This window comes from Streptomyces scabichelini (genome assembly GCF_011045015.1).
Lineage (GTDB): Bacteria > Actinomycetota > Actinomycetes > Streptomycetales > Streptomycetaceae > Streptomyces > Streptomyces scabichelini.
This window is the reverse complement of sequence record NZ_JAAKZY010000047.1, coordinates 1-23,686: the sequence shown is the minus strand read 5'-3', so window position 1 is coordinate 23,686 and position 23,686 is coordinate 1. Positions and strand designations below refer to the sequence as shown.

The 23,686-nt window shown below is 70.0% G+C and carries 19 protein-coding genes and 1 pseudogene; 12 read left to right on the top strand and 8 right to left on the bottom strand.

Translation table 11 applies throughout. The features are described 5' to 3' along the window. Nucleotides 1-5: 5 nt before the first annotated feature. Nucleotides 6-1,799, bottom strand: coding sequence for a peptide ABC transporter substrate-binding protein (locus G5C60_RS17040; protein WP_165260054.1), 1,794 nt, complete (start codon nt 1,797-1,799; stop codon nt 6-8). A gap of 176 nt (nt 1,800-1,975) precedes the next feature. On the opposite strand from G5C60_RS17040, the gene G5C60_RS17035 reads away from it, so the two are divergent. The 4 genes from G5C60_RS17035 to G5C60_RS17020 all read left to right on the top strand — a co-directional run bounded on the left by G5C60_RS17035 (nt 1,976) and on the right by G5C60_RS17020 (nt 6,677). Further along, nucleotides 1,976-3,166 carry an ROK family transcriptional regulator gene (locus G5C60_RS17035; protein ID WP_165260052.1) on the top strand — a complete coding sequence of 397 codons (1,191 nt, stop codon included), beginning with the start codon at nt 1,976-1,978 and terminating at the stop codon, nt 3,164-3,166. 34 nt (nt 3,167-3,200) lie between these two features. Beyond that, a complete protein-coding gene (locus tag G5C60_RS17030; RefSeq protein ID WP_165260050.1) occupies nt 3,201-4,724 on the top strand; it encodes a M81 family metallopeptidase in 1,524 nt (507 codons plus the stop codon). Between the two features lie 148 nt (nt 4,725-4,872). Then, the gene (locus G5C60_RS17025) at nt 4,873-5,886 is read left to right on the top strand and encodes a permease (protein ID WP_165260049.1); all 1,014 of its coding nucleotides are present in this window, start codon (nt 4,873-4,875) and stop codon (nt 5,884-5,886) included. Then, complete coding sequence (locus G5C60_RS17020; RefSeq protein WP_165260047.1) at nt 5,883-6,677, top strand: TIGR03943 family putative permease subunit; 795 nt, start codon at nt 5,883-5,885, stop codon at nt 6,675-6,677. The genes G5C60_RS17025 and G5C60_RS17020 overlap by 4 nt, the downstream gene beginning before the upstream one ends. A gap of 51 nt (nt 6,678-6,728) precedes the next feature. Here G5C60_RS17020 and G5C60_RS17015 read toward each other — a convergent pair whose 3' ends face one another. Both G5C60_RS17015 and G5C60_RS17010 read right to left on the bottom strand, forming a co-directional pair. Then, on the bottom strand, nt 6,729-7,406 hold the full coding sequence (locus G5C60_RS17015) for an MBL fold metallo-hydrolase (protein WP_165260045.1): 678 nt from the start codon (nt 7,404-7,406) through the stop codon (nt 6,729-6,731). Then, nucleotides 7,403-8,548 carry a CapA family protein gene (locus tag G5C60_RS17010; RefSeq protein WP_165260043.1) on the bottom strand — a complete coding sequence of 382 codons (1,146 nt, stop codon included), beginning with the start codon at nt 8,546-8,548 and terminating at the stop codon, nt 7,403-7,405. The genes G5C60_RS17015 and G5C60_RS17010 overlap by 4 nt, the downstream gene beginning before the upstream one ends. A gap of 105 nt (nt 8,549-8,653) precedes the next feature. Between G5C60_RS17010 and G5C60_RS17005 the strand changes: the two genes are divergently transcribed. Beyond that, entirely contained in the window at nt 8,654-9,553 is a 900-nt protein-coding gene (locus G5C60_RS17005) for an aminoglycoside phosphotransferase family protein (RefSeq protein WP_165260041.1), read from the top strand. 33 nt (nt 9,554-9,586) lie between these two features. Here the strand turns inward: G5C60_RS17005 and G5C60_RS52120 are convergent, their stop codons facing one another. From G5C60_RS52120 to G5C60_RS16995, 3 genes and pseudogenes are all read right to left on the bottom strand, one after another. Then, nucleotides 9,587-10,435, bottom strand: coding sequence for a pectate lyase (locus G5C60_RS52120; RefSeq protein WP_420907380.1), 849 nt, complete (start codon nt 10,433-10,435; stop codon nt 9,587-9,589). Between the two features lie 48 nt (nt 10,436-10,483). Then, a pseudogene (locus tag G5C60_RS52115) lies at nt 10,484-10,852 on the bottom strand (RICIN domain-containing protein); the annotation flags it as partial. 238 nt (nt 10,853-11,090) lie between these two features. After that, nucleotides 11,091-11,741, bottom strand: coding sequence for a TetR/AcrR family transcriptional regulator (locus G5C60_RS16995; protein WP_165260039.1), 651 nt, complete (start codon nt 11,739-11,741; stop codon nt 11,091-11,093). Nucleotides 11,742-11,855: 114 nt separating this feature from the next. On the opposite strand from G5C60_RS16995, the gene G5C60_RS16990 reads away from it, so the two are divergent. Next, a complete protein-coding gene (locus tag G5C60_RS16990) occupies nt 11,856-12,416 on the top strand; it encodes an NAD(P)H-dependent oxidoreductase (RefSeq protein WP_165260037.1) in 561 nt (186 codons plus the stop codon). 124 nt (nt 12,417-12,540) lie between these two features. Here G5C60_RS16990 and G5C60_RS16985 read toward each other — a convergent pair whose 3' ends face one another. Then, the gene (locus G5C60_RS16985; protein ID WP_165260035.1) at nt 12,541-14,313 is read right to left on the bottom strand and encodes a phospholipid carrier-dependent glycosyltransferase; all 1,773 of its coding nucleotides are present in this window, start codon (nt 14,311-14,313) and stop codon (nt 12,541-12,543) included. Between the two features lie 286 nt (nt 14,314-14,599). Here G5C60_RS16985 and G5C60_RS16980 point away from each other — a divergent pair, with 286 nt between their 5' ends. The 4 genes from G5C60_RS16980 to G5C60_RS16965 all read left to right on the top strand — a co-directional run bounded on the left by G5C60_RS16980 (nt 14,600) and on the right by G5C60_RS16965 (nt 20,159). Further along, nucleotides 14,600-16,501: an AMP-dependent synthetase/ligase gene (locus G5C60_RS16980; RefSeq protein ID WP_241266863.1), complete on the top strand. Its 1,902-nt coding sequence runs from the start codon at nt 14,600-14,602 to the stop codon at nt 16,499-16,501. 43 nt (nt 16,502-16,544) lie between these two features. Then, nucleotides 16,545-17,984 (top strand): GMC family oxidoreductase, encoded by a 1,440-nt coding sequence (locus G5C60_RS16975; RefSeq protein ID WP_165260027.1) that lies wholly within the window; start codon nt 16,545-16,547, stop codon nt 17,982-17,984. Nucleotides 17,985-18,444: 460 nt separating this feature from the next. Next, complete coding sequence (locus tag G5C60_RS16970; RefSeq protein ID WP_338145843.1) at nt 18,445-19,485, top strand: hypothetical protein; 1,041 nt, start codon at nt 18,445-18,447, stop codon at nt 19,483-19,485. A 233-nt stretch (nt 19,486-19,718) separates the two neighbouring features. Beyond that, nucleotides 19,719-20,159: a TIGR03618 family F420-dependent PPOX class oxidoreductase gene (locus G5C60_RS16965; RefSeq protein WP_165260025.1), complete on the top strand. Its 441-nt coding sequence runs from the start codon at nt 19,719-19,721 to the stop codon at nt 20,157-20,159. A gap of 33 nt (nt 20,160-20,192) precedes the next feature. Here G5C60_RS16965 and G5C60_RS16960 read toward each other — a convergent pair whose 3' ends face one another. Further along, complete coding sequence (locus G5C60_RS16960; protein ID WP_241266862.1) at nt 20,193-20,762, bottom strand: pep a2; 570 nt, start codon at nt 20,760-20,762, stop codon at nt 20,193-20,195. A gap of 306 nt (nt 20,763-21,068) precedes the next feature. Here G5C60_RS16960 and G5C60_RS16955 point away from each other — a divergent pair, with 306 nt between their 5' ends. Beyond that, nucleotides 21,069-21,404 carry a DUF5133 domain-containing protein gene (locus G5C60_RS16955; protein WP_165260094.1) on the top strand — a complete coding sequence of 112 codons (336 nt, stop codon included), beginning with the start codon at nt 21,069-21,071 and terminating at the stop codon, nt 21,402-21,404. Between the two features lie 89 nt (nt 21,405-21,493). Continuing rightward, nucleotides 21,494-23,527, top strand: a complete 2,034-nt coding sequence (locus G5C60_RS16950; RefSeq protein ID WP_165260023.1) for an alpha-1,4-glucan--maltose-1-phosphate maltosyltransferase — start codon at nt 21,494-21,496, stop codon at nt 23,525-23,527. Nucleotides 23,528-23,686 lie beyond the last annotated feature (159 nt).

Here is a 23,686-nt window from a genome sequence, read left to right as displayed (position 1 = left end):
CGCCGTCAGCTGGTCCACTTCCACTGCGCCGGGTGGAAGTTGGCGAGCGAGTCCTGGGAGAAGCCGCCGAGGCCTTCCTTGATGACCGAGATCTGGTAGACGGGCTCCGGGAGCCAGATGACCGGCAGGTCCTTGGCGAGAGCCGCGCTGTAGTCCTGTACGGCCTGTGACGAGGTCGACGTCGTGGAGGCGGTGATGAGCTTGTCGGTCTCCGGGTTCGAGTAGTTGCCGAAGTTCGAGCCGCCCTTGGTCTGGAACAGCGAGTCGCCGGTCGGGAAGGCGGAGAAGTACCAGCTGCCGGCCGTGCCGAAGAAGGAGAGCTGCCACTTGCAGATCGACTGGCCTGACGTGCACTGCGGGGTCTGGGACAGGACCGAGTTGACGGGCGCGGTCTTGATCGAGAACTTGATCCCGGTCTTCGCGAGGGAGGACTGGATCGCGCTCATCATGTTGTCGGTGACGGTCGAGCCGGACTGCGACAGCACCCCCATCTCGAACTTCGTTCCCTCGGCGACGCCTTCACCGCACTGCCCGTCGCCGCCTCCCGGTTCCGTACAGACCATGACACCGCCCTGCTCGGTCCAACCGTGGCTCGTCAGCAGCGACTTGGCGGCCGAGGTCGAGAAGGGATACGGGTTGTCCTTCTGCTCCCGCGACACGAAGTCTGACGCCTGCCCCTGCGGGATCGGGCCGTAGCCGGCGATGGCGGTGCCGTTGAAGATGACCTTCGCCAGGCTCGTCTGGTCGATCGACCGCTGGATGGCCTGGCGGGCGTACAGCTGCTTGAACACGGCGCCCATGGCCGGGTTGTTGAAGTTGTACGGCATGTACGTGATCGCCCAGCCGGACCACGGTTTCACCGAGTAGCCCCGCGCGGTGAACTGCTCCTTCTGGTCGAGGTCGGTCGCCTCGATGTAGCCGTAGTCGACGCTGCCGGAGCGCAGCGCGTTCTTCTCCGCGTCCGCGGTCGTGAACGGCAGGAGGTTCACGGTCGCGATGTTGGCCTTCTCACCGCCGTCGTACTTCTTGTTGGCGGCGAGCGCGACCTTGCCGGACGTCGAGAAGGACTTGACCGAGTAGGGGCCGCTGATGGTCTTCCACAGTGTGTTCTTCTCGTACCCGGAGATGTTCTTCGCGGCCGTGTTGAGGTACGTCCATACCTGCTTGGCGCCCGCGGCCGTACGGTCGGCGTCGGACACCTTCGCGGACGCGCCGGTCTTGTCCCACGCGTGCTGGGGCAGCGGGGTGATCAAGCTCAGCTGATTGGCGAGCATCCACTGGGAGTTGTAGGTCTGGTCGAAGGTGATGGTGAAGTGGCGGTCGTCGACGGCCTTGAACGACTTCCAGTTGTCCGGCGCCTTGCCGGGGTTGTAGTGCGCCCACTCCGCCTTGTTCGCCTTGATGAGGTTGAACCAGAACTCGACGTCGCGCGAGGTGACCGGCTTGCCGTCGCTCCAACTGCGGTCGCCGAGCGTGATGTCGACGCTCTTTCCGTCGGACGCGAAGTCGGCGTCGGTGGCGATGGAGGCCTGCTTGTTCCAGGCGATCTTTCCGGTGGAGCCGTCGTAGGCGACGAGCCGCTCCCACAGGCTGTCCGAGATGGAGCTGTTGTTGGTGTTGAGGTGGGCCGCGGTGCCGATCGGCAGGATCCAGTTCGGGGTGAAGTTCGCGGGCAGCGCGTAGTTGATGGAGTCGCGTGACGCGGACGGCGTGTCGCTCGTCCCGGAGCAGCCCGCGAGCAGCAGCGCGCTCGCTGAGACGGCAACACCGGCGACGAGTCTCGGGCGAGCAGGGGACATGGCTCTCCTCGAAGGGGCTTCAGGTGGTGGGGCGAGGCCAGTCAACGACCCAACTGTCCGAAGAAACAGGATGGTTGCTGTAAAAAGTCTGTTTCTGCTGTTCTGGAAAAAGTCGGGAGGCTGCTTCGGGGTCGTACGCTCGTCGCCCCGGACCCGCGTCGGAAGTTACTTCATCCATGCCTGAAAAAAGCGCGTCGCACCGCAGGGGCGCCACGGGTGTCTCCTCGCTGGCCGAGCGTGTCCTCGAACTCCTCGCCTCGGGGCAGGCGGCCACCCGTACCGAACTGGCCGACCTCCTCGGCGCCGCGCCGTCCACGATCTCGCTGACGGTGAGTCAGCTCGTGGCCCATGGGCTGGTGGCGGAGCAGGGCACGCGCTCGTCCACCGGAGGGCGTCCGCGCAAGATCCTGCGTCTGGGCGGGACCGAGGGGTTCGCGGTCGCGGCCGACCTGGGCGGCAGACACGCCCGCGTCGGCGTCGTACTGCCCGGTGGCGGCCTCACCGATGTCTCGACCGTGCCGTTCGCGACGGCGCAGGGACCGGAGGCGGCGCTCCCCGGACTCGCCGAGACGCTGGAAGGCCTTGCCGAGCGGCACGGCCGGGATCTGCTGCGGGGTGTCGGCCTCTGCCTGCCCGGACCGGTCGACGTCGAGTCGGGCACGGTGACGCTGCCCGCGCGCATGCCCGGCTGGAACAGGTTCGCCGTCCTGGCCTGGCTGGAGGACCGGTTCGGCGTCCCGGCGGCGATCGAGAACGACGCCAACTGCATGGCCGTCGGCGAGCACAGCGTCCAGCCGGCCGAGCGCCGCCAGTCGATCACCGTGAAGATGGGTTCCGGGATCGGTGCCGGCGTCATCGCCGACGGGCGGCTGTACCGCGGTGGGACCGGCGCCGCCGGTGAGATCACCCACACCCGGGTCGAAGCGGGCCACGACATCCCCTGCTCCTGCGGCAACACCGGCTGTCTGGAGACGGTCGCCTCGGGCGCGGCGCTGGTGCGGATCCTGCGCGAGCGCGGTCTCGACGTCGCGTCGGTCGAGGACGTCGTGGGCCTGGCGTCCGACGCCGACCCGGAGGCGACGCGCGCCGTACGCCAGGCCGGCCGGTATCTCGGCATGGTGCTGTCCGCGAACGTCAACTTCTTCAACCCCGACGCCGTGTACCTCGGGGGCCTGCTGTCGACGCTGGAACCGTTCGTGGCCGCCGTACGAAGTCAGTTGTACGAAGGGTGCCATCCGCTGGTGACCGAGCATCTGGCCATCGAGCGGACGAGCCTCGGTGCCGACGCCGGGCTGGCCGGAGCGGGGCAGTTCGCGCTGCAACGGGCTCTGTCGCACGCCCTGCAGGCGGCCACCGGCAACCCGTAGGACTTCGCAGTCACCGGCAACCGGAGGAGAACCCGTGCCACAAGGTCGTACCCCCGTCGCCCGTCCCGTCATCGCCGTCGCCGGGCTCGGCATCGAGTCGTCGACGTTCTCGCCCGCGCGGACGGAGGCCCCCGCCTTCCATCCGCTGCGCGGCGAGAGCGTGTTGACGCGTTATCCGTTCCTCGCGCCGGGAACGCCGCTCCTGGCCGCCGCCGAATGGCGTGGCGCACTGGTCGGCAAGGCGCTGCCGGGCGGCACGGTGACGGCCGCCGCGTACGCCGAACTCTCCGACGAACTCGTCGAGCGGCTGGCGGCGATGGGCCACCTCGACGGCCTCTGGTACGACATCCACGGCGCCATGACGGTGGAGGGCATCGACGACGCCGAAGCGGTCCTGCTGGACCGCATACGCGCGACGATCGGCCCGGACGTGATCGTGTCGACCTCCATGGACCTGCACGGCAACGTCTCGCGTGAACTCGCCCACCGGAGCGATCTGATCACCTGTTACCGCATGGCTCCGCACGAGGACCACATGGAGACGAAAGAGCGGGCCGCGCGCAACCTCGTGGACCTGCTCGCGACCGGTGCGCCCCGGCCGGTGAAGGCCTGGGTCCCGGTGCCCGTGCTCCTGGCCGGCGAGCAGACCTCGACGCGCATCGAGCCCGCGAAGAGCGTCTACGCGGCGGTCGACGAGGTGGAGACCATGGACGGCGTCATCGACGCCGCGATCTGGGTCGGGTACGCCTGGGCGGACGAGCCGCGCAACCGGGCCGCGGTCGTCGTCACCGGACCGTCGGAGCCCGCCGTGGCCGCGGGCGCAGAACGCCTGGCCCGCGGATTCTGGGACGCGCGGCGCGAGTTCGCGTTCGTCGCGCCGACCGGCTCGCTGGACGAATGCCTCGACGACGCCCTGGCCTCCGACGCCCGGCCGTACTTCATCAGCGACACCGGCGACAACCCGACCGCGGGCGGTGCCGGCGACGTCACGTGGGGACTCGGGCGGGTCCTCGGCAGACCGGAGTTCCAGCGGCCGGACGGACCGGTCGTCATCTACGCGTCCGTGCCCGGTCCGGCCGCCGTCGAGGCCGCGGAGAAGGCGGGCATCGGCGCGACCGTCACGGTCACGGCCGGTGCGGAGGTCGACGACCGGCACGCCAGGCCGCTGACGATGACGGGTGTCGTCCATGCCGTCCGGCACGGCGACCGCGACGCCGGGACCGAGGCCGTCCTGCGGGTCGGCAGCGTGTACGCGATCCTCACCAAACTCCGCAAGCCCTACCACCACGAGCACGACTTCACGGGCCTCGCGCTCGACCCGCGCGGCGCCGACATCGTCATCGTCAAGATCGGTTACCTCGAGCCGGAATTGTTCGACATGTCCGTCGGCTGGCAGCTCGCGCTCACGCCCGGCGGTGTCGACCAGGACCTTCCGCGGCTCGGCCACCACCGCATCCGCCGCCCCATGTTCCCGTTCGATCCGGATATGCCCGAACCGAACCTCGAAGCGAGGATCATCCCTCCCTCCGATGAACCGCTCACCGGGGCCGACGAGTAGGCCGCCTCATGACGAGCAGGCCGCCGCATGGGGAGACGCACCGCACACGTAGGTTGAGGAACAAGATGAGCAACCGTGCCTGAATCGGCGTACTGGAGGTGAGGGGAATCCGCCCGCGAACCCCCTCCCCGCTGGAGGTATCCCACCCGTGACCATCACCAAGGCAGCCCCGCCCCGGGGCGATCAGCGCGACGCGGACGAACCGCAGGGATGGCGGCAGGTCGACTCGTCCCTCGTCCTGATCATGCTGCTGCTTGTGGTGGTGGCCCTGCAGGGGCCGATCCGCGAGGCCGTGTCGCCGCCGGTGATGCAGAGCTGGATGACGGTGTTCGTCGCGGTGATGGTCCAGGCCCTGCCCTTCCTCGTCCTCGGCGTGCTGCTGTCGGCGGTCATCGCCGTGTTCGTTCCGCCCTCCTTCTTCGCCCGTGCGCTGCCGAAACGGCCCGCCCTGGCCGTGCCGGTCGCCGGGATGGGCGGGGCGGTCCTGCCGGGCTGCGAGTGCGCCTCCGTGCCGGTGGCCGGGGCGCTGGTGCGCCGGGGCGTCGCCCCCGCGGCGGCGTTCGCGTTCCTGCTGTCCGCGCCGGCGATCAACCCGATCGTGCTGACCGCCACCGCCGTCGCGTTTCCCGGCAAGCCGGAGATGGTCCTCGCCCGGTTCGTGGCGAGTCTGCTGGTGGCGTGCGCGATGGGCTGGTTGTGGCAACGCCTCGGCCGTACCGACTGGCTGCGCCCGCCGGCCCGCCCGACGTCCGACGGGCTCAGCAAGGGCGCGGCGTTCTGGGGATCCGTACGGCACGACGTGATGCACGCGGGCGGCTTCCTCGTCGTCGGCGCGATGGCCGCGGCCACCCTGAAAGCCGTGGTACCGGCAAGCTGGCTGCAGGCCGCGGCCGACAACCCTGTGCTGTCGGTCCTCGCCCTGGCGGTCCTCGCGGTGCTGTTGTCGATCTGCTCCGAGGCCGACGCGTTCGTGGCCGCGTCCCTGTCGCAGTTCTCACTCACCTCCCGGCTCGCGTTTCTCGTGGTCGGGCCGATGATCGACCTGAAGCTGTTCGCCATGCAGGCCGGCACGTTCGGCCGCGGGTTCGCGCTGCGGTTCGCCCCCGCCACCTTCGCCCTGGGCATCCTGATGTCGGTCCTGGTCGGGGCGGTGCTGCTGTGAGCCGGCAGGCACAGGCGGCCGTGTTGTTCCTCATCGGCGGGTCACTGCTGCACGCCGGCTTCACCGACCTCTACCTGCGGTACGTCAAGGCCGGGCTGCGCCCGTTGCTGCTCGCGGCCGGCATCGTCCTGATCGTCGCCGCCGTCGCCACCGTCTGGTACGAAATGCGACGGCCGCGCGCGGCTCAGGAGCAGCCCGCGGCCAAGGAGAAGGCCGCGGCTCAGGAGAAGGCCGAGGAGGACCGGCCCGAGTCCGAGCACCACGAGGGACACGGTCATGCCCACCGCGAACCCCGCGTCGCCTGGCTTCTCGTCCTGCCCCTGCTCGCTCTCATCCTGGTCGCCCCGCCCGCACTGGGCTCCTACAGCGCCATGCGCACCGGCACGGCCCTGCAAAAGCCCTGGGGCTTCCCCGATCTCCCCGCGGGTGATCCCGTGCGGCTGAGCCTCGTCGACTACGCCGGCCGCGCGGCCTACGACCAGGGACGCTCCCTCCGCGACCGGCAGGTCAAGGTCACCGGCTTCGTCGCCCTCGACCGCGGCGGCACGCCGTACCTCGTCCGCATCGCGCTCAACTGCTGCGCCGCCGACGGCCAGCCCGTCAAGATCGGCCTGTCCGGCCGGACTCCCCCCGTCCTGCAACCCGACACCTGGCTCGAAGTCACCGGCACCTACACCGGCAAGCGGACCAAGGACCCCGTCAACGACGGCATCATCCCGTTCATCAACGTCACCGAGGCCAAACCGGTCCAGGCCCCGCGCGATCCGTACGACGACGGCGGGAACGGCTGAGCCCTTCATCGGCGCGACGGCTGAGCGCGTCATCGGCGACGGCTGAGCGCGTCATCGGCTGCGGCGAGGGCTCCCGATGCTGTGGGCGGCGGCCCTCTCCTCCCACCGCAAGGAGTGCCACCGCAAGGAGTAGGTGCGGCCTTCGACGCCCCATTCGCCCGTCGGAGGCTTCAACCCGGCGTCGATCGCCCGGATGGTGGGCCGGCCGATGTGGGCGTACACCAGTCGCCGCACCCCGTGCCGTGCGGCCTGCTCGGCGACGTCGCGTACGCACATATGGCCGCCCACGCCGCCCCGGAACCGTATCGGCCGGTCCCAGGACGCGGCCTCGGCGAACATCAGGTCCGCCTCCGCGGCCCAGCCCGGGAACTCCCAGAACTCCGGCGCCCAGACCACCACCAGGCCGCCCGCCTCGATGCGATAGCCGTACGCGGGGTGCGACGTGTGCTCCACCGGGCGGCAGCACACCCGTACCTCGCCGAGGTCCAGGTCACCGGCCCGCACCTGGACGCCCTGCGCGGCCGCGCGCCGCCGCAGTTCGGACCGCAGTTCCGCCTGCTCGTCAGTGACGAGCCAGGCGGCGAGCCGCCCAGGCGGTGGTTCGGCCCCGGGTCCGCCGTCGAAGGCCACACGGTGACCGGCACACCGCAGCAGCAGACCGGCCGGGGCGAACCGCGGCGAGTTCATCGCCCCCACGCCGAGCAGGGTCAGCCGCAGCCAACGGTTCACCTGCCCGTCTCCGTCCCCCGGGTTCCGTGCGCGGCGGCCGGACGCGGGAGTCGGAACGCGCCGTCGGGGTCCAGGGTGATGTGGACCCCTGCGCTGATCCGGTCGAGTGTCTCGTGCAGCCATGCGCTGTCCTCGTCCGAGGCGGGCTCCAGCCGCATCCGCCGGACCCGCAGCGGCACCATGCGGACACCGGCCAGCCGCCCGGTGTCCGCCTCCACAGAGACGAAGTAGGCGAGGCGAAGGTCGTCGCGGTAGCGCTCGTAGCCCCGGATGCCCTCGTAGTCGTCGATGAAGTCGCCGCAGCCGTAGAGGATCAGCCGGTCGCGGTACACCTCGATGGGGCGGGGATGGTGCGAGGAGTGCCCGTGCACGACGTCGACGCCGCCGTCGACCAGAGCGCGCGCGAAGCGGATCTGGTCCCGGGAGACGCGGTAACCCCAGTTGGAACCCCAGTGCACGGAGACGACCGCGATATCGCCCGGAAGCTTCGTCTGCCGCACGCGCTCGACCGTCGCGGCGGCCTCGGCGGCCGTCGGCGCGGGGGCGTAGGCCACGCCGGGCAGGTACTCGGTCGCCGCCCAGCCCGGCGGGATGCCGCTGGACTCCATCCCGAGGGCGAACACCAGCACACGTGCGCTGCGGCTGACCGTGACCGTCGCGGGCGCGTGCGCCTCGTCGGCGTTGCGCCCCGCTCCGACCGCCCGCAGACCCGCGCGGTACAGCGAATGGAGCGTCTCCTCGAGACCCGGGTGGCCGAAGTCCAGCACATGGTTGTTGGCCAGGACGCAGACGTCGGGCCTGGCCACGGTGAGGGCGGGCATGTTGGCCGGGTGCATCCGGTAGTGGATCGCCTTCCCGGCGTCGAAGGCGTCACTGCGCGTGATGGCCGTCTCCAGGTTCACGATCCGGGCATCCGGGGACGCCTCCTTCAGCACCCGAAGCGCGTCGCCCCAGACCCAGGAGGGGGCCACAGGGGCGGGGATCGGGCCGTTGACGGCCTCCGCCACCCCGACGTAGGAGCGGGCGTCGTCGACGTAGCCCTCCCGCAGGGCCGGATCGCCGGGATGCGGAAGGATCTGATCGACGCCGCGCCCGAGCATCACATCGCCGCACAGGAACAGCGTCACCACGCCGCCATCCATGGCTCCAGGCTACAGAGCTGTACTGGGGAAATGAGTTGACGGGTGACGTGCAGGACCGTTCGTATGGGCCCTTGGCCGACAGCCTCCGATTTCAGGAAGGTGCTCATGGGCGCCGCCAACATGCATGCCGACGAGGTGGACATCGACGTGCCGCTCGTACGCCGGCTGGTCGCGGCGCGGTTTCCGCAGTGGGCGGATCTTCCCGTCGAGCTGATCGAGTCCGCCGGCACGTCCAACGCCATGTACCGGCTCGGCGGGGACATGTCCGTGCGGCTCCCCCGTATCGAGGGCGCCGCGAGCGATGTGGAGAAGGAGCACCAGTGGCTGCCTCGGCTTGCTCCGTCGCTTCCGGTCGCCATTCCCGTACCGCTGGGCAAGGGACTGCCGGCTGAGGGCTATCCATGGCCGTGGTCCGTCTATCGCTGGCTCGACGGCGAGAATCCGGCCGTCGCGCGTATCGCCGATCCCGGCCTGCTCGCCAGGGATCTGGCGGAGTTCGTCGCCGCGCTGCACCGGATCGATCCCGCGGACGGGCCTGCCTCCTACCGCAGTGAGCCCTTGACCGCGCGAGACGCTTCGACGCGTGCCGCGATCGAGGAACTGCGCGGGATCGTCGACACCGACGCGGCGACCGCCGCCTGGGACGCGGCCCTGCTCGCCCCCACATGGCCAGGGCCGGCGGTCTGGATCCACGCGGACCTGCAGCCAGGGAACGTGCTGATCGTCCGCGGGCGGCTCGGCGCCGTGATCGACTTCGGATGTCTTGGCCTGGGCGATCCCACCGTCGACCTGATCGCGGCGTGGTACCTGCTGCCGCCCGACGCACGCGGCGTCTTCCGCGCCGCCCTGGAGTGCGATGACGCGGCCTGGGAGCGAGGCCGCGGCTGGGCGCTGTCGATCGCGCTCGACGAACTGCGCTACTACCAGGACACGAACCCGGTCATGGCGACCGTCGCACGACGCGTCATCCACGCAGTCCTCACCGATCCCGGGCACGCCGGGTGACACCGCCGTGGGGCAGTTGCCGCCCGACAGCGATCACCGGTACCTGATGTCCGAAGAGGTGTAACGGCAGTGGGTGCCGTCCGCGCCGCTGCCGAGCTTCGTCGGTTCGTCGCCTGAGCTGTTGCCCTGGAAGCGCTCGCAGACAGTGAGTTCCCTGTCGCCGACGACGGTGATGCCGGAGAGCGTGGCGGTGTCGCCGTAGTTGGCGTTGACGCCGACCAGCACCTGGCCGGGGCCGGTCGCCTTCACGTTGCTGACCACGACATGGCGCTCGTACTGGGTGTCGCAGTTGCCGCAGGACCGGTAGAGCTTGCCGAAGTTCTCGACCTGGAAGTTCTTGATCGTCACGGTGCCGGCGCCGTTGTGCTGGAAGACCTTGTCGTCGGCCTGTCTCGCACCGCCGCCGTCGATGGTGTACGTGGCCGATGCGGACGTGCCCTTGAAGGTGGCAGCGTCTTCGCCGACGTCCTCCCACCACACGTTCTGCAGGGTGCAACTGCCCAGGCAGTGAATGCCGTCGGCGGCCGGGGCACCCAGGATGACGTTCTTCAGCACGGCTCCGTCGGCCAGCTCGAACAGGGCGTCCTGGTCCTCGTCCTGCCCGGCGCCGCCCAGTTCGCCGGAACCGGAGTAACGCTTCATACCGCCGTCGTAACTGCCGGAGACCTCGATGGTGGCGGACACCCGCTCGCCCGCCGGGGCGTTCGGCCACGCGCCGAGGGCGGTGCTGCCGGAAGGGGTACGAGACGGGGCCGCCGAGGCGGTGGCCCTGGCGCGCTTGCTCGGTGAGGCGGAAGCGGACGCGGACGGGGACGCCGAGGGCGATGTAGATGACGAGGGAGACGCCGACGGAGACGGGGATTTCGTGGGCGTCGGAGACAGGTCGGACACCGCCCTCAGGGTCCAGCTCTTGCTGCTCGCCTTGTCACAGGAGTCCTGCTGCGCCAGCCCGCCCTCGATGTTCAGACACTTGCCGCTGTTGTCGTTCACGAGGTGGTACGCCTCGCCGGCCTCGCGAGCCTTCCAGACCTGTGAGGTGCCGTCACCGCAGCTCTGCTGCTGCACGGCCGTGCCGCCCGACGTCGACGCACTCCTCACGTCGACGCACAGGCCTCCTGACGCGGCCTTCACCCTCAACCCCTCGCCGGACTCGGTGACTTGCCACGTCTGCGCGGCGGCATCGTCACAGGTCACCGCCCCCAACTGCACACCGCTCGACGGCACGGTCAGACACCTGCCGTCGGCGGCGTTCACCAGCTGGTACGTCCCGGCGTCGGGTCCGGACGCGGAAGCCGACATGAGCACCCCACCGACGATCGCGCCGCTGGTCAGGACCGCGGCCAGCGCGCTGATCAGCACGTTTCTTCGACGGTTCGTCGTCCTGCGCCGAGCCCCGCGATGGGCTGCTCTCTTACCCACGTCGTTACTTTCATTCAAGTTTTCTGAAGTTGCGGTTGGCCCGCACCTCCTTGTCGCCACCGGCCGCACGAAGGTTGCCGCGCGTGGCCGAATTCTTATGGTGTCTTTTCCCGGCGGGCTACGCGGCTGCGCCGAGGCGCGCGACGAGGTCGTACCAGCCGGCTTCCAGTCGTTCCAAGGACATTCCCCGCTGGGTCACCAGGTGGTCGGCGAGGAGGGTGCCGATGTAGCCGAGCAGAGTGTGCGCCATGAGTTCGATGTCGCCGCCCGTCTTCAACTGCCGTAGCAGCAGGGCGACATGGCCGATCCTGAGCTGGTACGCCGGGCCGCGGTAATTTCGGGCGGCGTCCTCGTGGGCGGCCAGGTAGAGGTCGCGGTGGGCGTGTTCGTGACGGATGACGGCCGGGCCGAAGGCACGCAGGCGCTCGGCGGCGGGGGCGTCAGGGCCCAGCGGGGGCGGGCCCATGAGGAAAGCGGCCTGGAGCTGCTGCTCGTGGTGGTCCAGGAGCGCGTACATGAGCCCGGCCCGGTCGCCGAACCGGCGGAAGACGGTGCCCTTGCCGACCTTGGCGGCAGTGGCGACGGCCTCCATGGTCACGTTCGCGGCCCCGCGCTCGGCGGCGAGCTCGGCGGCCACCTCCAGCAGGCGCGTGCGGTTACGCGCGGCGTCGGCCCGCAGCGGGGGTCGCCCGCCGGCCGAGGGGAGTGTGAGATCCACCTGCCCAAGGGTGTCCTGCACATCGGGAAAGGGTGGGAGCGGCTCGGTCATGACTTCAGCCTAGCGCCAGAGGAATACAAGTGGACCGCGGTCCGTTTGGCTGGTACAACAGTAGCGGACCGCGGTCCGTTTGCTCCGGCTCACTCTTTCTGGGAGTTCCACACCATGTCTGTACGCATCCTCGCTCTCGTCGGCAGCCTTCGCGCCGGTTCGCACAACCGTCAGCTCGCCGAGACGGCCGTCAAGCACGCTCCCGCCGGCGTCGAGATCACGCTCTTCGAGGGCCTGGCCGAGGTGCCGTTCTACAACGAGGACATCGACGTCGAGGGCAACGTGCCCGAGGCCGCCGCCCGGCTGCGTGCCGCGGCGAGCCAGGTCGACGCGTTCCTGCTGTTCTCGCCGGAGTACAACGGCACCATGCCGGCCGTGCTGAAGAACGCGATCGACTGGCTGTCCCGCCCGTTCGGCGCCGGTGCCATCTCCGGCAAGCCGGTCGCCGTGGTCGGCACCGCCTTCGGCCAGTACGGCGGCGTGTGGGCGCAGGACGACGCCCGCAAGTCCGCCGGCATCGCCGGCGGTACGGTCCTGGAGGACGTCAAGCTCTCCATCCCCGGCTCGGTCACCCGCTTCGCGGACACCCACCCCTCCGAGGACAACGAGGTCGTCGCCGGTCTGACCGAGGTCATCCAGCAGCTCACCTCCGAGGCCACCGCCACCGCCGCCTGACGTCGGCACCCGGCACGGCGGTGGCGTGAGAAGGACACGGCGCCACCGCCGGGCAACCGCGTCACGCTCGTATGGCAGGACCGGCTCCCGCTCAGGACCGGCTCCCCCGCAGGACCGGGCTCCCTCAGGACCGGCGGAAGATCGTGATCGAGTGGCCGACCTCGTCGATCGGCCTGCTGCTCTCGATCAGTGCCTCGAGCGGCCCTCCGGGCTCGGCCTTGGCGACCGCGGAATTCGACACGACGAACAGCCCGCGGACATCGTCCGGCTTCGCCTTGAACGGGTCGCGGGCGTCGATGCCGTAGTACGCCGGGACGCCACTGCCCTTGTAGACGAGCCACACCCGCTGGTCCGGGTAGCGCTGCCGCAGGCGGTCGGCCAGGCGGCCCAGGTCCTGGCCCCAGTCGACGTTCGAGTCGTGCAGACGCAGGTGGGTCTTCGAAGGCCCGCCGAAGGCTTCGTTGGAGTACGGGAGATAGTACGGATACGTCCGCAGCGAGCTCACCGCGACGAACACGACCAGCGCCGCCGTCACCCCGTACGCCCACCGTCTGCGGAAGGCCAGTACGCCGGCCGCGGCGACGGCCAGGAACATCGGCATGAAGATGACGTACCGGACCCCGAAGCCGCGCGATCCCTCCAGAAGCATGGCGAACAGCACCGCCGGGAGCACCAGCACGTACGGCGCCGCGGGCCGCAGCCGGCGAACCGTCAGCAGGGCGATGCCACCGGCCGCCCACAGCGCGAGCATGCCCAGCGGCGTCTTCACCAGCACCGCGGCCGGCAGGTAGTACCACAGCGCGCCGAAGTAGCGCCGGCCGAACAGGAAGCCGCCGCCCTTCGTCGAGTACTCGATGCCGAACTGGATGCGCATGCCGTCGCGGTACGGCTCCGGCAGCGGCAGCCAGGCGGTGAGGAGGCCGCGCTTCCCGCGGATGTCCGGCACATTCCTGGGCGTCGGCCAGGGCAGCCGCGGGTCGACGGCCAGGTAGGTGGCCCACACCACGGCGACGGCGACCAGCGCCACACCGGCCGCCGCCACCACGCCGTACGCGACGAGTCGCAGCGTCCCGCGCCTGCCGAGGCCCCGTGTGCGACGGGCGGACCAGAACGACAGGACGGCCAGGAGCAGCAGCACCGGCACCGCCACCAGGGTGTTCATGCGCGTCGCCAGCGCCGCGCCGAGCGCGAGACCGGCGAGCGGGAGATAGAGGACCGGCCGTCCGCGGGCCCGCCACAGCAGCCACACCGACGTCAGCAGGAAGCCGGCCGCCGGTACGTCGAGTGTGGCCAGCGATCCGTGCGCGATGACATCGGGCGAGAACGCGTACAGCGCGAGCGCCGCCAACCCGCCCACCGGGCCGGCGAGATCGCGCGCGAACGCGAAGACGACCAAGCCGAACAGCAGCGTCAGTACGATCATGGGCAGCCGTGCGAACAGCATCACTCGCCACGGATCGTTGCCCGATTCGTACAGCAGATGCCGCCCGAGCGCCGTCTGGTCGCCCGTGAAGGCGGGGTCGAGGTGCACATCGGTGAACGCCAGACCGGCCGCGATGACCAGCTTGCCCAGCGGCGGATGCTCGGGGTTGTAGCGCAGGCTGTGCTGCTCCAGATAGACCTCGGCCGCTCCCACGTACACGGGCTCGTCGATGGTCGGCGTCTGCTCCACGGCCGTGGTGACCATCGCGACCGCCATCTGGCCCAGCAGTACGGCCACGACGAGCGGGAGCAGCCATCGACGATGCCGGCGCAGCACTTCGAGCCGGCTCCATGGACTCCTGTCGGGCGCCGAGGCGGGCCCGTCGGGTGCGGGAGAGGGCGCGGGCGCTGCGGCGGGCGGCACGGCGTCCTCACCACCGACGCGGGCGAGGAGCGGACGTGGTTCCCGCTTCATCACCCGTGTACTCCGCCCGGCATCCCCGTACCACCGCAATCGTGCCTGATCGCCATGAACATCGACATACCCATTACTACGTCCGTCCCGTATGAGCCTGCTCATCCATGCGCGAATCATCCGGCCCTCCCCCGTACGAAACGATCAATCAGGCCTGAAACGCCGTCAGATCAAGCCACTTGGGGGTTCAGGACGCGGTTGTCTTCGGTGTGGGTTAGATTTCGATCGCCCCGGTTCCCAAGCCTCCATCGGCGAGGGCGCTGTGAGAAGAATGCTGGAGCGGCGCATGCACGTGTCCGAAGTTCCGTCACCGGCTCTGCCCCTGATGCAGGGAGGACTCGCAGACAGTCTCTTCGACACGGCGGAGCGCACTCCGTTGCTTCCGCAGATCGCACGCCGTTCCGGTACTTCCCCCATGACCTGGTCACCGGTGACCGCGATCGAGTTGCGGGACGAAGTCACCGACTTGGCCAGGGGTTTCATCGCGTCCGGGCTGTATCCGGGGCACCGCGTGGCCATCATGGCTCGCACCCGCTACGAGTGGACCGTACTCAGCTACGCGCTCTGGGCGGTGGGAGCCGAGATCGTCCCGATCTACCCGACCTCGTCGCACGACCAGGTCGCGTGGATCCTCCGCGACGCCAACTGCGTGGGTGTGGTGGTCGAGGACGAACAGGGCCTGATGACCGTCGGCTCGGCGTGCGCCGCGCTGCCTCAGCTGCGCCACGTCTGGCAGCTGGACGCCGGGGCCCTCGCGCAGCTGGTGGAACTGGGCCGTTCGGTACCGCTCGCGGGTGTCGACTCGATGCGCCGCATCGTGCTCCCCGACTCGACCGCGGCCATCGCCTACACGTCCGGCACGTCCGGGCACCCCAGGGGATGCGCCCTGAGCCATCGCAATCTGGCGAGCCCCAGCGATGCCCTGCTGGCCGGCTGGGCACACACGACGGCGCCGCCCGGAGAGCAGCCGGCCATCCTTGCCTTTCTGCCCTTCTCCCACGTGTACGGCCTCATGATCCAAGGGATCTGTGTACGCGGCGGCCTGCTGATGGCACACGAAGCCGAGCTGCGCGAGGAGACACTTTCCGCGGCCTTCCTGTCGTTTCGCCCCACGTTCGTCTTCGGTGTCCCCTTCATCTTCGAGAAGATCTACAAGAACTTCCTGCGCAAGGCCCAGCAGGCGGGCCACGGCGCGCTGTTCGACCGCGCGGCCCACACGGCACGGCGATTCGCCGGCGCCGTCGAACGGCAGCAGCTCGGAACGGGCCCCGGACCCAACCTCGAACTGCGGGCCCAGCACGCCTTCTACGAACGGACGATCTACCGGAAACTGCGGGCCGCGCTGGGCGGAAGAGTATGCGGCGCGTGCTCGGGCGGTTCTCCCCTGAACCGTCAACTGGCCCTCTTCTACTCGGGAATCGGCATCTTCATCCACGACGGGTACGGGCTCACGGAGACGAGCGGCGGGATCACGGCGCAGCCCGTGGGGCGGCAGAAGTTCGGAACCGTCGGACGCCCCCTGCCGGGCACGGAGGTCCGCGTGGCCGAGGACGGGGAGATCCTGGTGCACGGTCCCTCGGTGTTCCAGGGGTACGTCAACGACGGCCCGGGCACCAGGGAAGCGCTCCGCGGCGGCTGGCTGGCCACCGGGGACATCGGCCGGGTCGACTCCGAGGGGTATCTGGCCATCACCGGGCGCAAGAAGGACATCATCATCACGAGCGGCGGCAAGAGCGTGGCTCCGGCGGCCCTCGAAGAACGCCTTCGGGTCCACCCCCTCATCCATCAGGCGGTCGTCGTGGGTGACAACCGGCCCTGTGTGGGAGCCCTGATCACCCTGGATCCGGACTTTCTCGCCCACTGGCGCGCGAACCTGCCCGTACAGGGAGAAGTGTCGAGCCGGGACATACGCGAGCAGGACGCCCTGCGGGAAGAGGTCAAGCGCGCGATCGCGGCGGCCAACAGCACGGTGTCCCGCTCCGAATCCATCCGGGTGTTCCGCATCCTCCCGGAGCCCTTCGAGCCGGCCACCGGGCTGATGACGCCCTCGATGAAGCTGCGCAGGGACGCCATCGCGCGGCACTTCGCGGCCGAGATCGACGCGATGTACGCGACATCCTCCAGAGCCGCACGACGGAACACGGCCGTCGAGTCCTTCGCCTGGGAGGACGACAACGTGTTCCGGTGAGGCCTGCCTGTGGTTCGTCGTGGGTCCCGGGTACTCGGCGGCCATGCGCTACGACACCGTCATCGTAGGAGGAGGAGCAGCGGGCGGGATCCTCGCCGCACGTGCCGCGGAGGACCCGGAGCGCTCGGTGCTCCTGATGGAGGCGGGTCCGGACTTCGGGCCGACCGCCGAAGGGCAGCCGCCGGACGTGATCGACGCCGACGACCCCGGTCCCACCGACTACGACTGGGGCCTGGAGGCCGAGCTCGGCGCCCTGGGACGCCGCTCCCCGGTCTTCGCGGGGCGGCTGCTCGGCGGGAGTTCGGCCACCAACAACGTGATGGCCCTCAGGGGGCGGCCCGCCGATTACGACGCCTGGGCGTCGGCCGGCAACCACGGATGGTCGTACGAGGAGGTGCTGGCGGACTTCGCCGCCGTCGAGCGCGATCTGGACTTCGGGGGCGATGCCTGGCACGGCTATGCCGGGCCGGTTCCCATCTGCCGTCCCGACGAACCGGCGCCGGTCCAGCAGGCGTTCCGGGACGCGTGCGTCGCGGCGGAGCACCCGCCTGTGGCCGATCACAACGCGCCCGGGGCGGTCGGGGTGGGGCCCCTGCCGTTGAACCAGATCGGCGGCGTACGGCAGTCGACCGCCCTGACCTGCCTCGCCACCGCGCGCCGGCGCCCCAACCTGACCATCCGCAGCGGTGCGACGGCCGACCGGGTGGTCATCGACCGGGGCCGGGCCCTCGGTGTCCGGTCCGTCGGACCGGGAGAGGAGATCGAGGCGGACCGCGTCGTGCTCGCCGCGGGCGCGTACGGCAGCCCGGCCGTCCTGCTGCGGTCCGGCATCGGCCCCGCCGATCACCTGCGCACTCTGGGGATCCCGGTGGCCGTCGATCTGCCGGGGGTCGGCGCCAACCTGCACGACCACCCTCTGCTCCGGCTGCGATACGCCTCGCGCGGCCCGGTCTCCGTCCCGCCCCGGCAGATGCTCCTCACCACCGATTCCGGCCTGCAGATCTTTCCCAGCGGGCCCGAGGACGGCGAGTTGGTCCTGCTCGTGGCCCTGCTGGTACCCCACTCGCGGGGGCGTCTGCGGCTGCGTTCGCCCGACCCGCGCACGCCGCCCGACATCGACGTGGGACTGCTTCGCGCGCCCGAGGACGCCCCGCCCCTGGCCGACGGCCTCCACCAGGCCCGGCGGCTGGCCCGGACTCCGCCCCTGGCCCGCTTCGTGGACGACGAGCTGTGGCCCGGCGACACGACCGACGTGAACGACGCCCTCCGCGAGGGGCTCAACGTGTATCAACACCCGGTCGGCACCTGCCGGATGGGCCCGCCCGACGACCCGTATGCCGTCGTCGACCCGTCCGGTCACGTGCGCGGGCTCGAAGGGCTCCTCGTCGCCGACGCATCCGTCATGCCGACCGTCCCCCGGGCCAACACCCACCTGCCCACGCTCATGCTCGCCGAACACCTGGCCGCCCGGCTCGGGCAATAGGGCGCGGTCCTGGGCCGGCAGGGCGTCACACGTGTGGCTCGTCCCGAATGCGGGGTCCGGGGCGGGCGCCTAGAAAGGTCGAATACCGGAATCTCGTGCCGCACGTCAGGGGCGCGACAGCGTCCGCTGCCCTTCGTAGGAGCCGAGTATGACAACCCGTTCGCCTTTCCAGCCGGACCACTCCGGCATACCTCCCGAGCGTGTGGTCGACGTACCCCCACGGCCGCAGGCACCCCCCGTCTACCACCACCCCGCGCCTGCCGCCCCAGCGACGGAGGAAGGGCCGGCTGCCACGCCACCGCCGGCCCCGGTCGACCCCGCGCCCGCACGGTACCCGGACGTGTCGTCCTCAGGGATACCGTCCTCAGAGATGCCGTCCTCGAAGACATCGCCCTCGAAGACATCGCCTTCCGAGACGTCGCCGTCGAAGACGTCGCCTTCGGGGACATCGCCCTCGGAGGTGTCTCCCGCAGCCGGAGATGGCGGCCTGGGGCGCCTGTACGCGGATCCGGTCGACGGGCTGGTGCACGCCGCCGTCGCCGACCGGCCGCTGGACGAGGTCATACAGCTCATCAAGCTGCTCGAGCAGTCACCGGAGTACGCGGCCGCCACGGCCGATGCGCTGCGGGCGGTCGGCACGGACCGTTCCGTGGAGGACGTGAGCCGACTCGTGGCCCTGTTGACGCAGCCGCCGAGGAACGCCGACAGCGCCGACGAGGCGATCCGCGCGGCCGCCGAGGGCCGCCCCGTGGAGGACGTCACCCGGCTGATGGCACTCCTGCACCGGTCCCCGCTGGAACCCCACTGCGCGCAAGAGGCGGTGCGGGCGGTCGCCACGAGTCGGCCCGTGGAGGAACTCGTGCAGCTGATCGGCCGTCTGGCCCAGGAGCGGGGAGTACGTGCCGAGCGGCAGCGGGCGCAGGACTCGTTGGTGCAGGCCGCTGACGGATCTTCCACGGAGGCGCCGGAGGACGGACCTGCGGTACCCCTGGGCACGGTCGGCCGCGAGGTGCGTGCGAAGCCCGACGGGACCGCGAAGGACAGTGCTTCCCCGGCCTGGCGACGGCGGCTCGCGGCCTCCGCACTCCTCCTGTGCGGACTGGCCTACTTCCCGCCGGACCGCAGCGGCGCATCGGCCAACGCCTACGGATTCGCCATGGGCGCATCGGTGTTGTGCGTCCTGCTCGCCCTCGCCCTGTTCCGCAAGCGGCCGCTGCCGGTCCTCGCCGCGGGTGTCCTGCTGACAAGCGCGCTGGCCATGGCCCAGCTGCTGGAAGGCCGACTCCGCTCGCCGGGCCTCACCCGTGCCGTGGACATCACCGCCGCGCCACCCTGGCTCGCCGGTCTCACAGCCGTACTCGCCGCGCTGGCGTCCCTGACAGCCCTGCTCACGCTGCTGTCGTCGGACAAGACCGAGCGGCACCCCGAGCCACGTCGGTCGGCCGATCCGGATCGCGCGGCAAGTGCAAGTGGTACCGCGGAACGTACGTGGCACCCCTGAGGCGACGCAGGGGCGTCACCCGGCTGGTGACCTCCAGACGTTTGATGTCGTTCATGCGGACAGCCTGCGCCGACGGAGCCGGAGCAACCAGATCCCTCCGGTGGGCATGACCACGAATCCCGGTAGTAGGACCACCACTCTCAGCTGCAAGCAGCGCGTGGCGCGGCGATCCCGATCGCCGCGCCACATCGCTGAACGGAATGCCTCGCGACGTCCGCAGCGTTGATCAGCGCATGACCCAGGACACGAGCCAGGACACGTTGCTCAAGCTGCTCGGCGAGTACGACGGAGGAGTGCTGGTCACCCTCAAACGCGACGGACGGCCCCAGTTGTCGAACGTCAACCACGCGTACTACCCCGACGAGCGGACCGTGCGCGTGTCCATCACCGACGACCGCGCCAAGACGCGCAACCTGCGCCGGGATCCGCGGGCGTCGTACCACGTGACCAGCGAGGACCGCTGGGCCTACACGGTCGTGGAGGGGCTTGCCGACCTCTCCGCCGTGGCGCGGGATCCGCACGACGAGACGGTCGAGGAACTCATCCGCCTCTACCGCGACGTCCAGGGCGAGCATCCCGACTGGGACGACTACCGCGCGGCCATGGTCCGCGACCGCCGCCTCGTCCTGCGCCTGCGCGTCGAGCGCGCGTATGGCATTCCCCGCGCCCGCTGAAGAACGGACGCGCACGCCGACACCGGTCGGGGCTCACACGGAAGGGCGCATCACAGACCTGCGCGGCGAGCCCTCCCCATCCCGGGAGCGGGCGCTCCCGGATGCCGCCGTGAGCAGATTCGCCGGTGCGGAACCGGCCAGGGCCGGCATCGGCGCCTCGCGGGGCATGGGGCGTGACTCCCGCAGGCTGGGGGCGGGAGTGGTCGGGACCAAGGGAGCGCGTTCGACGGCGCGAGCCCGGCGCGAGAACCAGATGATCTTGCCGCCGGCGCCCGTGGCACAGCAGCCCCAGCCGTCGCTCACGGCGGCGATATGGGCCAGGCAGCCTGGTTGGGCGTAGTTCGGGTGCAGATCCGCGTCGTTGTCCGACACGGCGGTGATGAGGTGCTGGCCGTTCCACCACATCTCGATGGTGGTGTTCTTGTCCACCGCATGCTCGTCGATCGTGTGCAGCAGCACCTCGGTGCAGTGACAGACGGGCTCGACGAGGTCCTCCAGGTTCCAGTACCGGAGGTGGGCGGCCAGGATGCGCCTGACCTGTGCGACCCGTTCCGGGCTGACCTCCACGTCGAGGTGGTAGTAGCAGGGCACTACGGTCTTCATCGTCGTTGACTCCTCACCGGCGAAGCCCTCGCTCCTCCTCGCCCCTGCCGGGCCGAGCCCGAACACGGAGCGTGTGCATTGATCGCTTCTGAGTCACTCCAGGGTGAGAGCAGTACTCCGTTCGTGCAACACGAGGGAACAGAGCGACTGATGTTGTTGAAGACACAACAGGACGTTCTGTGGTGACGCGTGCACCATGAGTGAAAGCTCCGACGGTGATAACCGGTCGGCGCCTCTCCGCGCACGGCCTTCGCACACCGTTCCGGTGAACCGTGCGCACCCGCGAGGAGGAAGGTGACCAGTGAGATGCTGCTGCCTGCCAAAGCCGAGGTCGCCAGGCATCTGGAGCGGTACCGGGCCTGGGAGCGCCTGATGCTCGCCGCCCCCACCGACCGCGCAGCGCGGGACAACTTCGAGGACACGGGCTACACGCTGTGTGTGCTGATGGGGGCGCGCTGCGCCCGAGAGGCCGCCGACGCCGCCGAGCGCTATCTGTGCGCCGATTTAACCGCGTACTTCGGAATCCGGAACGGCGGAACCATTCGCCGCGGTATCGGCAGGACCGGCCGCCGAAGCGGTGGCCGCGGTGGCCGGAAGAGCGGCACACAGCCGGCACAACTCGCGGCGGCACCAGCGCGATAGGCACTGCCGACACGGCTGCTGACCGTAACCGTAGGAGAACTCGACTCTTTCGAACCGTAGGCGAACTCGAGGCGGTGGAGGTGAAACCCATGAAGCGGAACCGGGCAGGCGGCCGCGGCACCGTGGATCGCACCCTCATGGGCCGCGTTCCCATCGTCGATGTCCGCCCGGCTGTCGAGTGCGGCAAGCGTCCGGCGAAGGCTGTCGTGGGAGAAACCTTCCGGGTCACCGCCACTGTTTTCGGCGAGGGTCACGACGCGATCGCCGCCGACGTCGTGCTGCACGACCCGAACGGTCACCCCCGGCCATGGACCCGGATGCACGAACTCGCCCCTGGCAGCGACCGCTGGGGCGCCGACGTCACACCGGGCACAGAGGGGCATTGGACGTACGTGGTGGAGGCCTGGGCCGATCCGGTCACCACCTGGCGCCACCACGCGCAGATCAAGATCCCGGCGGGGATGGACACGGAGCTGGTCCTGGAGGAGGGCGCGCTGCTGTACGAGCGGGCCGCCGCCGGAGTTCCGGATCGCGTGGAGCGAAAGACGGTACTGGCCGCCGCGCACGCACTGCGCGACGAGTCCCTGCCTCCGGCCTCCCGTCTCGCGGCCGCCCTGACCCCGGACGTGGACGCCGTTCTCGCGGAGCATCCCCTGCGTGACCGGGTCACCCAGTCGAGCCCCATGCCGTTGTTGGTGGAGCGGGAGCGGGCGTTGTTCGGGTCGTGGTACGAGTTCTTCCCGCGGTCGGAGGGTGCGGTCGTCGAGCCGGGCAGGCCGCCGGTCAGCGGCACCTTCTCCACTGCCGCGCGCAGGCTGCCGGCGATCGCCCGGATGGGCTTCGACGTCGTCTACCTGCCGCCCATCCACCCCATCGGCACCACCTTCCGCAAGGGCCCCAACAACACCCTGGACCCCGGCCCCGACGACGTGGGGGTGCCCTGGGCGATCGGCTCCCCGCAGGGCGGCCACGACGCCGTCCACCCCGACCTGGGCACCTTCGAGGATTTCGACGCGTTCGTGGCCCAGGCGCAGGCGGTGGGCCTGGAGGTGGCGCTGGACTTCGCGCTGCAGTGCTCGCCGGATCATCCCTGGGTGGCCGAGCATCCCGAGTGGTTCCATCACCGTCCGGACGGCACCATCGCCTATGCGGAGAACCCGCCGAAGAAGTACCAGGACATCTACCCGATCGCCTTCGACGCGGATCTGGCCGGGCTGGTCGCGGAGACGCTGCGGGTGCTGCGGTTGTGGATGGGTCATGGGGTGCGGATCTTTCGGGTGGACAATCCGCACACCAAGCCGGTGGCGTTCTGGGAGCGGGTGATCGCGGACATCAACCGCACCGACCCGGATGTGATCTTCCTGGCGGAGGCGTTCACCCGGCCGCCGATGATGCACACCCTGGCGAAGATCGGTTTCCAGCAGTCGTACACCTATTTCACCTGGCGTAATTCCAAGCAGGAGCTGACCGAGTACCTGACCGAGCTGTCCGGCGAGGCGGCCTGCTACATGCGGCCGAATTTCTTCGTGAACACCCCGGACATCCTGCACGCGTATCTGCAGCACGGCGGGCGGCCGGCGTTCGAGGTGCGGGCGGTGCTGGCCGCGACGCTGTCGCCGACGTGGGGGGTGTACAGCGGGTTCGAGCTGTGTGAGAACACTCCGGTGCGGGAGGGCAGCGAAGAGTACCTGAACTCGGAGAAGTATCAACTCAGGCCGCGGGACTGGGAGTCGGCCGAACGCGAGGGCCGGTCCCTGGCGCCTCTCATCACGCGGCTCAACCGGATCAGACGCAGTAACCCCGCGCTCCGGCAGCTGCGGGATCTGCACTTTCACCATGCGGACAAGGACGCGATCATCGCGTACTCCAAACGCAGTGGCGCGAACACGGTTCTGGTGGTCGCCAACCTCGACCCGCATCACACCCAGGAGGCCACGGTCTCCTTGGACATGCCACACCTGGGCCTCGACCGGCACGAGACCGTGCCCGTGCGTGACGAACTCACCGGCGAGACCTATCACTGGGGCAGGACGAACTATGTGCGCCTTGAACCGGGCCGCGCGCCCGCGCACCTCTTCGTCCTGCGACCGTCCTCACCGATCGGAGGGTCACCCACACCATGATCGTCAACGAGCCCGTTCAGGACACCTTCGAAGACACCCCCGCCAAGGACCGCGATCCCGACTGGTTCAAGCGCGCCGTGTTCTACGAGGTCCTCGTCCGCTCCTTCCAGGACAGCAACGGCGACGGCATCGGCGACCTCAAAGGCCTGACCGCCAAGC